Source organism: Pseudomonas sp. GM18, assembly GCF_000282195.1.
Lineage (GTDB): Bacteria > Pseudomonadota > Gammaproteobacteria > Pseudomonadales > Pseudomonadaceae > Aquipseudomonas.
The window spans coordinates 125,283-138,406 of the sequence record NZ_AKJT01000023.1; the positions used below are offsets into that span (position 1 = coordinate 125,283).

The 13,124-nt window shown below is 54.7% G+C and carries 12 protein-coding genes, 1 tRNA gene and 1 pseudogene; 5 read left to right on the forward strand and 9 right to left on the reverse strand.

Annotated features, from left to right (window positions below):
- Positions 1-42: 42 nt before the first annotated feature.
- The gene (mgtE, locus tag PMI21_RS22955) at positions 43-1,485 is read left to right on the forward strand and encodes a magnesium transporter (RefSeq protein ID WP_007934913.1); all 1,443 of its coding nucleotides are present in this window, start codon (positions 43-45) and stop codon (positions 1,483-1,485) included.
- A 102-nt stretch (positions 1,486-1,587) separates the two neighbouring features.
- On the opposite strand, the gene PMI21_RS22950 is transcribed toward mgtE, so the two are convergent.
- Complete coding sequence (locus tag PMI21_RS22950) at positions 1,588-1,914, reverse strand: Arc family DNA-binding protein (protein WP_003178899.1); 327 nt, start codon at positions 1,912-1,914, stop codon at positions 1,588-1,590.
- A 385-nt stretch (positions 1,915-2,299) separates the two neighbouring features.
- Here PMI21_RS22950 and phnN point away from each other — a divergent pair, with 385 nt between their 5' ends.
- Complete coding sequence (phnN, locus tag PMI21_RS22945) at positions 2,300-2,872, forward strand: phosphonate metabolism protein/1,5-bisphosphokinase (PRPP-forming) PhnN (protein WP_007934916.1); 573 nt, start codon at positions 2,300-2,302, stop codon at positions 2,870-2,872.
- Here the strand turns inward: phnN and PMI21_RS22940 are convergent.
- Positions 2,847-3,026: a PA3371 family protein gene (locus PMI21_RS22940; RefSeq protein WP_007934918.1), complete on the reverse strand. Its 180-nt coding sequence runs from the start codon at positions 3,024-3,026 to the stop codon at positions 2,847-2,849. The two genes, phnN and PMI21_RS22940, sit on opposite strands and share 26 nt — an antisense overlap.
- Positions 3,027-3,048: 22 nt before the next feature.
- The gene (locus PMI21_RS22935) at positions 3,049-3,282 is read right to left on the reverse strand and encodes a hypothetical protein (RefSeq protein WP_007934920.1); all 234 of its coding nucleotides are present in this window, start codon (positions 3,280-3,282) and stop codon (positions 3,049-3,051) included.
- A 291-nt stretch (positions 3,283-3,573) separates the two neighbouring features.
- Between PMI21_RS22935 and PMI21_RS22930 the strand changes: the two genes are divergently transcribed.
- Positions 3,574-3,650: transfer RNA gene (locus PMI21_RS22930), tRNA-Arg, on the forward strand.
- A gap of 146 nt (positions 3,651-3,796) precedes the next feature.
- On the forward strand, positions 3,797-4,624 hold the full coding sequence (locus tag PMI21_RS22925) for a hypothetical protein (protein ID WP_007934922.1): 828 nt from the start codon (positions 3,797-3,799) through the stop codon (positions 4,622-4,624).
- On the opposite strand, the pseudogene PMI21_RS0127865 reads toward PMI21_RS22925, so the two are convergent.
- Both PMI21_RS0127865 and PMI21_RS0127870 read right to left on the reverse strand, forming a co-directional pair.
- Positions 4,621-5,000: pseudogene (locus PMI21_RS0127865) on the reverse strand (recombinase family protein); the annotation flags it as partial. The gene PMI21_RS22925 and the pseudogene PMI21_RS0127865 overlap by 4 nt on opposite strands.
- 258 nt (positions 5,001-5,258) lie before the next feature.
- On the reverse strand, positions 5,259-6,131 hold the full coding sequence (locus PMI21_RS0127870; protein ID WP_238541200.1) for a hypothetical protein: 873 nt from the start codon (positions 6,129-6,131) through the stop codon (positions 5,259-5,261).
- A 795-nt stretch (positions 6,132-6,926) separates the two neighbouring features.
- Here PMI21_RS0127870 and PMI21_RS28420 point away from each other — a divergent pair.
- On the forward strand, positions 6,927-7,874 hold the full coding sequence (locus PMI21_RS28420) for a GTP pyrophosphokinase (protein WP_007934929.1): 948 nt from the start codon (positions 6,927-6,929) through the stop codon (positions 7,872-7,874).
- A 193-nt stretch (positions 7,875-8,067) separates the two neighbouring features.
- Here PMI21_RS28420 and PMI21_RS22920 read toward each other — a convergent pair whose 3' ends face one another.
- The 4 genes from PMI21_RS22920 to PMI21_RS22910 all read right to left on the reverse strand — a co-directional run.
- Positions 8,068-8,730 carry a DUF4145 domain-containing protein gene (locus PMI21_RS22920; RefSeq protein WP_007934930.1) on the reverse strand — a complete coding sequence of 221 codons (663 nt, stop codon included), beginning with the start codon at positions 8,728-8,730 and terminating at the stop codon, positions 8,068-8,070.
- A gap of 84 nt (positions 8,731-8,814) precedes the next feature.
- Positions 8,815-9,081 carry a DUF6953 family protein gene (locus PMI21_RS22915; protein ID WP_007934932.1) on the reverse strand — a complete coding sequence of 89 codons (267 nt, stop codon included), beginning with the start codon at positions 9,079-9,081 and terminating at the stop codon, positions 8,815-8,817.
- Positions 9,082-9,252, reverse strand: coding sequence for a YodC family protein (locus PMI21_RS28610; protein WP_081499456.1), 171 nt, complete (start codon positions 9,250-9,252; stop codon positions 9,082-9,084).
- A gap of 501 nt (positions 9,253-9,753) precedes the next feature.
- Positions 9,754-13,124: VCBS domain-containing protein (locus PMI21_RS22910; protein ID WP_007934938.1), on the reverse strand; the 3,371-nt coding region annotated here is incomplete at its 5' end.

Sequence of the window (13,124 nt, forward strand, 5' to 3'; positions counted from 1 at the left end):
GATCCTTCCGGCGTGCCCCGCTGCTGGGAGTGGAGTTCGCCTATGTCTGAAGTTGAAGTAAAGAAAACGCAGGAAAGCTTGCAGGACCGCCTTGCTCAAGTCGTTGAGCTGCTGCAGCGCCAGCGGGTGGTCGAAGACCTGACTCACCGCCAGGAAGGTCCGCATCACGACCGGGTCGAGAACCTGGTTCACCGGCAAAACCTCGTCGAGTTGCAACGCAAGCTCGATGATCTGCACTCTGCCGACGTCGCCTACATCCTTGAAGCCTTGCCACTGGACGATCGTCTGACCGTCTGGCAATTGGTCAAGGCCGACCGCGACGGCGACATTCTGCTCGAAGTATCCGATTCGGTTCGTGAAACCCTGATCGCCGACATGGACGATCACGAGCTCCTGGCTGCGGCCAAGGACATGGATGCCGACGAACTCGCTGACCTGGCCTCCGAGCTGCCGCGAGACGTCGTCCACGAGCTGATGGAAACCCTCGATGCTCAACAGCGTGAGCGCGTTCGCTCCGCGTTGTCCTATGACGAGGAGCAGGTCGGTGCGCTGATGGACTTCGAGATGGTGACTATCCGTGAGGATGTCAGTCTCGAAGTGGTTTTGCGTTATTTGCGTCGTCTCAAAGAGCTGCCAAGCCATACCGACAAACTGTTCGTGGTCGATTACGACGGCGTGCTCAAGGGCGTGTTGCCGATCAAGCGCCTTTTGGTCAACGACCCGGATAAACAGGTTTCGGAAGTGATGGCCAGCGATCCGGTGAGTTTTCATCCGGACGAAGACGCTTACGAGGCCGCTCAGGCGTTCGAGCGTTACGACTTGATCTCGGCCCCGGTGGTCGACAAGAACGGCAAGCTGATCGGTCGTCTGACCATCGATGAAATGGTCGACCTGATTCGTGAAGAGAGCGAAAACGAAGTTCTCAACATGGCGGGTCTGCGCGAAGAAGAAGATATTTTTGCGTCAGTCTGGAAGTCCCTGCGCAACCGTTGGGCCTGGCTGGCGATAAACCTGATCACCGCGTTCGTTGCGTCCCGGGTGATCGGCCTGTTCGAAGGCTCTATCGAGAAACTGGTAGCGCTCGCGGCATTGATGCCGATCGTGGCCGGTATCGGCGGCAACTCGGGTAACCAGACCATCACCATGATCGTTCGGGCCATGGCGCTTGACCAGGTCAGTACCGGCAATACGTCGCGCCTGATGCGCAAGGAGTTGGCGGTCGCCTTGATCAATGGCCTGGTCTGGGGTGGGGTGATTGGTGTGGTGTCCTACCTGCTTTATGGCAGTTGGTCCCTGGGCGTGGTGATGACCGCAGCCATGACGCTAAACCTCTTGCTTGCGGCATTGATGGGGGTTTTGATTCCGATGACCCTGGCGCGGCTTGGACGCGACCCGGCAATGGGGGCCAGTGTGATGATCACTGCCATGACCGACAGTGGTGGCTTTTTCATCTTCCTCGGGTTGGCGACGATTTTCTTGCTCTGACATCCTGCTTTAAAAGAACCCGCCCAATCGGCGGGTTTTTTTTGACCAAATTTCAGGCAAAAAAAAGCCAGCAATTACGCTGGCTTGAGCTTTCGGGATGAATCAGGAAGCGTCTGCAGCCATTTCGGCGTCATGGGCTATCAGCGAAACCAGAGCGTTTTGCTGGCGGTGGGAGAGTTGGCGGAAGCGTTGCAGCAGTTCGCGTTCGTGCAATGACAGCTCGGGGCTGTCCAGGCGCATGCTCAATTCTTCGCCCAACGCGCCTTCCTGAATAAGACTCTGCTCAAGGCGCGCGATGATTTCGGAATTCATGCTGCGATGATGATTGCGAGCCACCTCGGCAATGCGTTCACGCATTCCGTCTGGCAGACGTACGACGAACTTGTCAGCCGTACGGCTGGAATAAATTGCCTGTTTCAATGGGCGCATATATTTAACCGGTTAGTTCAGGGGAGCGGTTCTCGGGATTGGCCGCAGGATGTCAGATAGGACAAGCACTCCGACCAAATGTTCAACCTGAATTGATAGAGACGTGCATCATGCCTCAAATTAGCCAGATCATTGGCGTCAATTCTGTGACAAATATTGATCTGGGTAAAGGCTTAATGCCAGCACCTATTATCAGAAATGCGGACTGGTTTGAAAACATTCCATGAGTCCGTATCGCTGACCGCGTCCTCTTGCCCGACAGGTGATGCCCGAAGACGCCTGAAGGTGCATGCTATGCGGATTCGATCCTTGTTCCTTACCTGTACAGGATAGTGGCAAATGGCCGATTTACTAGGGCAGACGGACGGTATGGGATGATTTCAGGATGGATGGCAGGCTGATTTATTTAATGGGGCCTTCGGGATCCGGCAAGGACAGCCTCATCGAAGCTGCTCGCGGGCCGTTGCGGGCACACCATTGTGATGTGGTGCGTCGGGTCATTACGCGCTCGGCTGAGTCCGTCGGCGAAGACGCCATCGAAGTGTCCCGCGAAGAGTTCAAGCGACGCAGAAGCAATGGGGATTTCGCGCTGTCGTGGCAGGCCAATGGGCTGGATTACGGTATTCCTGTGCTTATAGACCAATGGCTCAAGGACGGTCGCGATGTGCTGATCAATGGTTCGCGCGGCCACTTGGCAGAAGCGCAGCGGCGCTTTCCCACGCTATTGCCGGTGCTGTTGACGGTCGAGGATGAAGTTCTGCGAGAGCGCCTGCTACTGCGGGGGCGTGAGAGTCCGGCAGAAATTGAAGCGAGACTGCGCCGCAATGCGCTGTTCACGGCTGACGATTCAATCGGTGATACGCAGATCCGGCGACTCGATAACTCCGGCGACCTTGCAGTCACGGTGGCCAGTCTTCTGGAACTGCTGAGCGTCAGCGCAGAACCGGATCGAACTTGATCTTGCGCCCGGCGATCAGCGCCAGCACGAACAGCGCACTGAACACGCCGCAGGCAATCAGGGGCAGGGTGATGACCGTATCCTGGACTAATGACAGATGAAGGATGCCACTCAGTAAAGCGAGGATGAGAAACCCTGCGGCTGATTTGGACATGCTGTGCTCCTGATGGGGTGATTCAAAATACCAAGCGTTCAAAAGACTGCGTGCGCGGTTGAAGACTCTCTTGGCTCACCTCTTGGCTGACAAAACTGCGTTGATCGCTCGTGACAGCCCATTGAGGTGCTTTCTGCAGCTGCAGGTAATGGGGCGTGCGTTGGGCAACCATCGCAGCGTCGTTTTCGGGGAAGAACTGAAAACCCAACAGAACCGCCAAGGCGACTGCATTCGCGACTAAAAGAGCGCTGTTCATGGGGCTGATCTCCTTCGTTCCTTGAGAACAGTCGAAGCAGCCCGCATGCCAAAAGTTTAACGGCTATTAAATCCTTTAAAAACAACGGATTAAGCTATTTTCACAAAATGCAGGCATTGCATTTTGCAATGATGGCATTTTGCGGTGATGCAATTTGCACGGTAAACAAAGCCACGCTACCGCGGGGCGTCTGCCTACACTTAAAAAGCCCTACGGACGACATGACAAAAGCGGGCCTGCCCGTTAACATGCACGCCGTCCATCGCCGCGCATTCCTTGCGCGCGACTTGTGTCTCAGTAGCTCAATTGGATAGAGCATCCCCCTCCTAAGGGGAAGGTTGGCAGTTCGAACCTGCCCTGGGACACCATATAATTTAATGCTTTCAGCCGATTTGGCATATTGTTAGATTTGCCTGTGACAGCAGGGTGACAGCAAGCGCAGATGAAAAAGCCCCGTTCAGGACGCACCTGGCGGGGCTTTTTCGTAACCGTGACCCTCATTTCAAGGAAAGGTATGGATACGCTGCTGAATTTTGCTTTGACCACGATCACGTCTGCCGGAGCCTCTGTCGTTCTATTGGCCGCCCTTGGATGGTTGTTCAGGACCTGGATAGGTGAACGCTTCAAAGCAGGTGTCAAACACGAATATGACGAGCGCCTGGAGCGACTTAAAACCGAGCTGAAGGCTCAAAGTGATTCCGACTTGGCCATCGCGAAAGCTGAGATTGATCGCCAGGCAGAAAAGCTGAAGGTTGCGGCAATGTCTTTTTCGGAAGTTCAGAAGGCGACTATTTCAAGAAAAATTCAGGCGATCGACGAGATGTGGGCGGCAGTGCGGGCGGGGCGGGCTCACGTCCCAGGCGTTTTGTATATGTGCGACGTGCTGACCGATGAAGAACTGGCCTCGATAAGGACTGATTCTAAATTTGAGGCTTTCAGATCGCAAATCGCAAAGATTGACCCGCTGGTGGTGACACCTCTGGTTTTTGGGGAAGCCGAGCAGACAAGGCCACACGTGGGTGAGTATGTGTGGGCTCTTTATGCTACGTACCATGGCATAGTGGTTCGCTGTATTTTTACCTTGGCTGGCAAGGAGGACGCTCGATGGTATCGGGACGAGGTCACGCTCAGGTTGATCATGTCGGCATTTGGTCATGCAGCTCTTCAGCGGTTCAAGGCTCTACCTTACCGGCACTTTGATTGGTTACGGTTAGAGTTTGAGAGGGAGCTTTTCTCTTCTTTTGACAAACTTCTTACCGGCACGTCTTTTAGCGAAGCAGCCATGAAACAGGCACAGGATATGGAAAAGCAATTAGCCGCAGCACAGCAGGCAAATGCTTAACCCAGCTGGTTTCTGATCCTTAACACCTCGTGGTTGAGCAACTAGCGTGCCGTGCAGTCGCTCGTATGCCCAGCCCCGCCTTTAGCAGCTCGTTCACCCTTCTGTGCAGGTCTTCATCGACTGGGCGGCCTTGGTACTTGCCAGCTACCTTGGTTTTCTCGATACCCTGAGCCTGGCGCTCACGACGTTGCTCGTAATCCTTGCGCGCAATGGCGGCCATCATTTCCACCAGCATCGAGTTGATCGCTCCCAGCATCCGGCTGGTGAACTCATCGCCCTTCGTGTCCTGCATGCCCTGGTGGCTGGTTGGTAGATCGAGTGCAACGATGCGCAGGCCCTTGGAGTCGATTGCAGTCTTGAGCTTCTGCCAATCCTCTGGATATCAGAATTTCCGGCAATAACCTGGCCTCCCATTTCGGTAGGGCAGGTGTCGCGACACGTTTTACGAGTTATGAAAACGTGTCGCGGAGCTGACCGAGGCAAAGTGAGAAAATCCCACTTTGACCCGGATGGCTCAAATGTGAGGCACGATCACAATTGAACCGCGCCTGCTCCGACCTGCTGTCAGGCGGCTTTTGGCCTGTCCTACTCAGGGATCAATAGTTCGTTGTACTTCTTCGGCACCAAGGCAATTTCACCCCAAGCGAGGTGTTCCACTCCGATCCCCCCCCCCATTCTTAGTGATTACCCCGTAAAACATAACGATCCTGCCCACAGACGTGTCGTTGATGTTTTTAGCTTGGCAAAAACCATCAGGCATTTTGACCGTAAAGTCACCGACGCCCTGACCACATCGCAGGCGGGTCATGCGGATAGATGTGCTATAGCGCCCAGCATTCCAACTACGGAGGATTTTTCCATAATAAAGCTTGGGCTTTTGGTGCTTGTCGAGCACGCTGCGATCAAGATCAACAACATCCGAGAGAAGTTCTGCGAGCTTCACCGCATGTATAGCGCCTGGTAGAACAAAATATTTGTCTTTGTTTTTTTCAAAGTTGCGGCACATACCAGCGACAGTTGTTATTTTGCTAGGAAGCTCGAACGATTCGCCCTGGTGCCTGCCTATAGGGACTTCCGAGACCGGACCATCCGTATCCTCAACTGGGGTCTCGTCATACTCGTCGCTCGGCACGAGCTCGATCTCGGGCCTCTCTTGCAAGAACTCTTTTACAATAGCCAGATGTTCGTGCTCGATCGCCCTTTTGGCCTCCTCCCATGAGTCGTAGCGCTTGCCGACTGGCTTCTTAGCTCTCAGCACGCAAGCGACATGACTCCATCGCTTCAGATGGCGGTAGAAAGGGTCACGCTGGTTCGTAAATAAGTCTTTCTCTTTGGGGGTGCGTTCGACATTGGTAAAGCATCCGGGACAAAACAAGGCACCTCTCATGTCCTCCTCATACTCATCCGGTGTCACACGCCTGCTTGCCTTCAAGACCTCTCGTTTGCCGCCCTCAAATTTCCACCCGGATAGGTGGTGTGCATAAGCAATCTTCCGTTTATTCGCCATCGCTCATTCGTCCATGTGGGAATGATCTCAAATAGCCATACGCAGCTAGGCAAATCAAGTCAGAACGCGGTGATTGCTACTTTAGTTTAATAAGATACGTCGACTTCGCCGGTGGAGCGGCGCGAGCGAAAGTCGGAAGATTGGAGATTTACACACGTCACCAACACCGAAAAAGGAATGCAAATGCTCACCCACTGGATTTTCGTAATGTTTATCGGCGGCCAGCCGGTCATGACGGAGCAGAAGGCTTCTGAGGCTGACTGCGATAGAACGCTTGTACGTCTTGTGCCGGTGGCTCGATCGCAGGGTAAAGATGCGGTTGGCGCTTGCTATCTGCGTGCAACGGCAGATGCCCGATAGTCGCAGCGACGGCTGCCCTTTCGCCGTTCTCGAGAAGTCGAGAGAAAGTCGCTACAAACTTGATCTGCCAAAGAGCCAAAATCGTCACACATCGCGATATTCCACTGTGGGAGCGAGATATCGCAGGGCTTTTGCCTGGGAAGGGAGATGTACTCAAACCTGAGGGCATTAGCCAGATGCGCGGAATTCTGCTCGCATCCCGTCCAAGCATCTGGTGTGCTCAGATTTGAGCACACCGAGATAGCCTAGTTTTGAATCATTACCGCTTTCGGATTTGAAATTGAGAAGGGTCAGATTTGAGATTCAACCCCCCCCCCCTCTGTGCTGGCGGTGTGCTACCATTTGCCGTTGGAAAACAGTTCGACTGTTATGGTTGGTTTGATATTCGTTCGATATAGTTTTTATGATTGTTTATATTTTTTAAAGGGATGGCTAATGTCTGGAATTATTGATGAGTACAGAGATATTAAGCCTAAGTTTGAGCGGCTTAGGGTTAATATTGAGAGTGTTCTTAAGCAAATTGTGAGTGAAAGGAAAATCCCTGTATTTGCGATTGAATCTCGTCTCAAGGATGATGAGTCGCTATCTGGTAAGGTTGTAAGGAAGTCTTATAAATCTCCATTAGAGGAGATTGATGATTTATGTGGGCTTAGAGTTATTTGTTATTATCAGGAGGATATTTCCAGTATATGTAAAATTGTCGAGAATGAATTCGATGTCCTTCAGAGGGAAAATAAAAAAGATTCGCTTGATGATAATCAGTTTGGATATTCGTCGTACCATTATGTTGTAGCTTTGAAGAAAGAATGGCTTGCTCATCCAAATGCTCGTGGCCTAGAGGGGCTGAGGGCTGAGATACAGATTCGTACGATGTTGATGCATACCTGGTCAGCGATCAGTCATAAGCTGCTTTACAAGCGAGAAGCTGATGTTCCTTACCAGTTTAAAAGGCAGCTAAATAGGCTTAGTGCTTTGATCGAACTGGCAGATGAGCAGTTTGACGCAATTAAGAACATTAAAACTCAATACATTGATAGTTTTTCTTTGGCTGATAAAAGTGTAGATGATACATCTGAGTTGAATTCAGATAGTCTGGTGGCTATACATCAGCGATATTTTAAAGAGCGTGATTATGACGATGGGGAAATACCAAGTCTTCTTGAAGAGATAAGGTCGACAGGTTATAGCTTAAAACGGTTCATTGAGTGTGTTGAGCTTTGTTTGCCAATAATGCCAGACATGGAAGAGGAAGAGTCCGCCTTAGGGGAGGATCCATTGCCGATGTGGACTTTTGCAGGAGCAATTAGGACTGTTTTGGATCTGACAAGTGATGAATATTACAATGAGAGGGGGGGGCGCATCCGGAAGATGATTATTCTATAGTGAGCGATAAATACCGAAATATTCTAAGGGGTAGTTAGGTTTTTTACGCCGGGTGGGCAATGTCCTCAAGTCTGAGAGCATTGCCGCTATGGCGAAATTTTAGTCCTACCATCCATCGATAGTGCGATTTTGAGGTGCATTCAAGCTTGGGATCCCTATTCGCTCATTCTGAAGAATGTAATGATGACGAGCGTCATGCCAATGTTGTTGTAAGAAATCGCTCTACGTCATCGATCATCCCCTTTACATCTCCGGGGTTAATCTTCTCGACATCGCCATGGGCTGCGGCATTGCGAATGCCTGCCATCGCCGTGATGCGTTTTTGTTGGATTGAGTTGTAAGCGCCCGCTTTCGCCAGGTCGGCGTTCATCTTGTCGAGCTTCCCATGGTCGATACCACGATCGGTGCAGTGGTTGCGAATAGTGGTTTCCAGTACCACCCCGGCAATCACCGCGGCTGCCGATTCATATCCTGCTGAAAGCAGCTCGCCGGCCTGTTCGAGTTCGCTCCCGAACACTTCAGCCTGAACCAGGTTGCGAACAGTGTTGAGATAACCACCCTCGAAATCCTCCTTTACGGCAAGAAATACCGCCCTGAGCTGTTTCAGAATTTCGTAGTTGGTTGCGAAGCCGGGTGCTCTCTCTGCGGCGATGAAACTGACCAGTTGCTGCGACGATTCCCCGCACGTATTGATAAGCAGCGTTTTTGCTTTGACTTTCCAGTTGAGCAGCGCATTTTGGTCGACGTATGTCGAGGCTGCGCCTGTCATTGGGCTAGTCGCACTTGTCTTGGACGCCGCGATTGCCTCCAATTGCTCCTCGAGCTCAGAGAACCGCTTTTCGAACAACTTCGTCATTTCGAACTCCTTTTTCTAGTCGTTTGGCTTGACGCGCTGCCAGTGGAAACAGGCCACCGATAGCCGGCGGCCTGTCGCGTGACATTAACCTCTAGCGTCACGTCCTGGCTCATCCTCAGCAACACGGAAACGCCAGTAACGATCTGGTTTGACCCACACGACGCTATCCGGGGTCAACTTGCGGAAAGCAGCTAGTACCGTCTTGCCAATGACTTGATTACCTTCGGCGTTTTCGGCTAGCAAGTCCTCACGACCAGCAGTTATCAGATGGTCGACCACGTCGTCTTGATAAATACAGTCTTCTCGTTGGATTTGATCCAGCATCCAAACTGCAACGGAGTCCGCATCCATTTAATTCCCCGCTTTCTTAACCAGCTCGATCGTTTCGACGTGGAACGCACCCCTCTCAAGCTTTTTCCCTGCGAACCACTGACAATTAAGGTGCGACCTATCTATGGAATAAACGGTCATGTCAGGCCCTCCAGACTTCAGTTTAACGATGGTTCCTATTGCAAATGCCATAGCTTCAGTTCCTTTGTGGAGCTCTCTTCCAGAGCTGCCTGAAACAATACTTGTGATTCCAACTGGCCACAACGCAGCTGTTCGATATCAATGTAGTTACCGGTAGAGCGTTCGATGTCTAGAGAACAATGCTCAGGGAGGGAGCTGCATTGTGCCCGGCCCGGGAAAGTTAGGGCTGCAAATATCTCGGCAGTACGCGGATTAACAGGCCGGGCTGTACAGTGTTATGTACGCGGTAAGCCTTTGGTTCAGTGGCCAGATTGCTGATGAGCTTCTGGGTAATCTTCGTTTTCAAGCAATACAGCTCCGTGACAGCACCGTGGCAGCAAAAAGAACTATACGGGGCCGTTTTTACGGACGGAATCGGACGAAATCCCCCTAATTGCTGGCCTGTCTCAAGCTGGGCTGCTTATAAATTGGGGAAGGTTGGCAGTTCGAACCTGCTCTGGGACACTACTATCATCAAGCGCCCACCCTCCCAGTCAGCTCCAGCCCACTGCATCACGCCGTCAGCGTATGCTCGGAATCCCCGAACCAGGTGCGCACCAGATCGGGGCCGGGCGTACCAGTGTGGTCAAGCACCGCCACATCGACGAAGTTCTTGCCATTGCTTGCGCCATCAGGATCCACCTTCACGGTGATGTCGCTGCCGGTCTGCACCACTTGGACAAAGTCCGACACCTGGCTGGTGCCGGCGACAAAGTTGGCCTTGAGCAGCGCGGAGAGGTCGATTTTGTCCCCTTCGGCGTAGTTGTAGTCGAGGATATGGTCGCCGCCTTCATTCACGTTGAAGTAGGCGAATACGTCGGCTCCCGCGCCACCGCTGAGCGTGTCTGCGCCGCCACGCCCCACGATGATGTCGTTGCCGTCGCCGCCATTGATCGTGTCCGCGAGCATGCTGCCCACCAGCGTGCCGCTGGATTCTCCGTGGTAACTGACTTGAGTGCCGGCCGCGCCGCCGTCGGTGAGCTGGAAGTCTTCCGCCGAGTAATGCCCCAGCAGGTTCACCTCGGCCCGATGCACGCCGTCGTCCACCGTCAGCAGGCCGCCGGCGCCAGAGGCGTTAGCGTTGTAGCTGAGCTGGGTGTTGGCGCCGAAAGCGAGATTGCCGAACGTCAGCATGTCATCGCTCTCAAGGCCGAGGATGCCGACCAGCGAGCCCGCCGTTTCGGCCTGGGCGATCACCAGCGTGCCGGCACCTTCGCCGTGGAAGGCGACGGATGCGTGTGCGGCACCGGAGAAGGTCAGGGTCGCGTCGCCGTCGATGGTCGCGCTGCCATCGCCATTCACGTCGGCCAGCAGGCGCAGATCGCCACCATTGGCCCACAGGTGCCCGGTGTTTTCGACCGTACTGGCCACCGTCATGCCGCCTGGGCCTGTGGACTCCAGCACCCCGCTGTTGGTGATGGTGTGGGTGCCGGTGTCGAGCACCAGGCTGTTCAGCCCGCTGGCCATGATCAGCCCCGCATTGATCAGCACCATCTGTCCGGCACCCAACTGGCCGGCGCCGGAAATGCGGTTGTCGACGTTGTTCAGCACGGTGTCGGCGCTGCCGCCGAAAATCACGTTTTGCGCGTTGTCGGAAAGCAACACCTGGCCGCCGCCGGTCAACGTCGCGCCACGGAACAGAATCTCAAGGCTGGTCGCGCTGCCGGCGGAGCCGAGCTCGATGGTGCCGCTGTTATGGATACTGCCACCGAACGGCATGATCGCGCCGTCGGCAATGGTGAGGGTCCCGGTGTTGTTGGTGAGCGGATCGACATCGAACTGGAAGTTCGCTTCGCTCAAGTCCGCTGCATCGACACCTTTGAGGGTAACCGTCTGGCCAGAGCTTATGCTGACCAGTGCGTTGCCATTGGCGTCATTAGTGATACTCAAGTCAGCGAAGCCGGTGACGCCCGTGAAGCCGATCAGGTCGATCTTGTCCGCTGCGGCATCGAAGTTGTAGATCTGGTTGTTGCCGATCGGCTGGGCGAAGACGAAAGTGTCGGCACCGGACGAACCGGTCAGGTTGTCGTCAGCGGACAAGGCGAAGATCGGCGCGCCCGGGGCATAGACTTCGACGTTGTTGAGCACGTAGGCGCTTGCGGTGCTGCCGTCGCTGTTGCTCCAGTTCATGTTGACATCAAGCACCAACGCTCCCACGAAGTCGCTTGGGGCTGTCACGGTTAATGCGCCGGGATCGCTGGTCTGCACGGTCCAGGTGCCGTCGCCATTGTCGGTTCCTGCATTGAACACCCACCCGGTGGGAACCCCGCTGATGGACACCGTTACTGGGCCACTGATATCGGCCAACGGAGCGTTGAGAGCTAGATTGATCGGTTCGCCGGCAACGCCTGCCGGAAGGTTTGCACTGCTGCCGGCCGCACCAGGATTACCCGCCAGGTCGGTGTAGCTGTTCGCGGCAACATCGACTTTTATGCTGCCGCCCAGTGTTCTGGTCAGCGTTGCCGTGTAGGTATCGCCGTCAACCTGGGTAAAGTTACTGAAGGTTCCGCGGGGCGTTCCGCTCGTTGTCGTCACTGCGACATCAGACAGGGTGAAACCGCTCACCGTCTCACTGAACTGGAATGTGACCGTCGACGTTGAACCGACCGAACTCCCCAAGGCCGTCCCCGTCACTGCCACCGTCGGCGGCACGGTATCAACTGGCGTCTCAACGACGTTCTGCACGTTTACCGTAATGGTCTGCGTGTCGATTCCGCCATTGCCGTCGGCCACCTGAACGTCCACAACATAGGTGTTGTCGCCGGCGGTTCCACCGACATCCTGGGGATTCTCGTAGTCGGGCGCCGAATTGAACGTCAGCACCCCGCTCGAACTGATCGAGAATTTGCTGAAGTCTGTCCCGGCGGTATTCAGGATCGAGTAGCTCAGCGTCTGCGCCGGTAGATCCGCATCGGTTGCCACCACTGTCGTGACCGCCGTGGTGTTCTCCGCCACGTTGACCGAAGCCGTCGCACCTCCACCGTTGGAGGTGATAATCGGGCTGTTGTCGTTGACGCCCGTCACGGTTACCGCGATCGCCTGTTCGTCAAACAGCGTGCCGTCCGATGCCCGCACAATCACGTCATAGACGTTGTTCGTTCCCGAATCAGTTGGTGCTTCAAAGTTGGGTGCAGAGATAAAGCTCAGCACGCCTGTGCCTGAAGCGATCGAGAACTTAGCGGCATCCGCTCCTCCGACGATGCTGTAGCTCAGCGTTTGTGCCGGCAGGTCTGCATCGGTCGCCGCCACTGTCGTGACCGCCGTGGTGTTCTCCGCCACGCTGACCGAAGCCGTCGCACCACCACCGTTGGAGGTGATAATCGGGCTGTTGTCGTTGACGCCCGTCACGGTTACCGCGATCGCCTGGTCGTCAAACAGCGTGCCGTCCGATGCCCGCACAATCACGTCATAAACGTTGTTCGTTCCCGAATCAGTCGGCGCTTCAAAGTTGGGTGTAGAGATAAAGCTCAGCACGCCTGTGCCTGAAACGATCGAGAACTTCGCGGCATCCGCTCCGCCGACGATGCTGTAGCTCAGCGTTTGTGCCGGCAGGTCAACATCGGTCGCCGCCACCGTTGTGATCGCCGTGGTGTTCTCCGCCACGTTGATCGAAGCTGTCTCACCACCACCGTTGGACGTGATCGTCGGTGAGTCGTTGCTGCCGGCGATATGCACGGTGACCGAAGTGACGGTGCCGTCGGCACTGCTCACCGCGAAGGTGTCGGTGTAGGTGGTGCCGGCGGCGAACTCGTTGTGGGCGGAGTTGGCGACGTAGGTCCAGGCACCGCCGGTGCCGATGGAGAACTGGCCGTAGCTGCCGGCGGTGTTGGTTTGCGCGACGAAGGTTGCGGCGCTGTCGACGTCGCTGATGGTCAGGGTGCCGG

Bases quoted from the DNA above. Each gene is read 5' to 3' on its own strand.
- mgtE (WP_007934913.1), top strand. From the start codon at position 43: ATGTCTGAAGTTGAAGTAAAGAAAACGCAGGAAAGCTTGCAGGACCGC.
- PMI21_RS22950 (WP_003178899.1), bottom strand. From the start codon at position 1,914: ATGCGCCCATTGAAACAGGCAATTTATTCCAGCCGTACGGCTGACAAG.
- phnN (WP_007934916.1), top strand. From the start codon at position 2,300: ATGGATGGCAGGCTGATTTATTTAATGGGGCCTTCGGGATCCGGCAAG.
- PMI21_RS22940 (WP_007934918.1), bottom strand. From the start codon at position 3,026: ATGTCCAAATCAGCCGCAGGGTTTCTCATCCTCGCTTTACTGAGTGGC.
- PMI21_RS22935 (WP_007934920.1), bottom strand. From the start codon at position 3,282: ATGAACAGCGCTCTTTTAGTCGCGAATGCAGTCGCCTTGGCGGTTCTG.
- PMI21_RS22925 (WP_007934922.1), top strand. From the start codon at position 3,797: ATGGATACGCTGCTGAATTTTGCTTTGACCACGATCACGTCTGCCGGA.
- PMI21_RS0127870 (WP_238541200.1), bottom strand. From the start codon at position 6,131: ATGGCGAATAAACGGAAGATTGCTTATGCACACCACCTATCCGGGTGG.
- PMI21_RS28420 (WP_007934929.1), top strand. From the start codon at position 6,927: ATGTCTGGAATTATTGATGAGTACAGAGATATTAAGCCTAAGTTTGAG.
- PMI21_RS22920 (WP_007934930.1), bottom strand. From the start codon at position 8,730: ATGACGAAGTTGTTCGAAAAGCGGTTCTCTGAGCTCGAGGAGCAATTG.
- PMI21_RS22915 (WP_007934932.1), bottom strand. From the start codon at position 9,081: ATGGATGCGGACTCCGTTGCAGTTTGGATGCTGGATCAAATCCAACGA.
- PMI21_RS28610 (WP_081499456.1), bottom strand. From the start codon at position 9,252: ATGGCATTTGCAATAGGAACCATCGTTAAACTGAAGTCTGGAGGGCCT.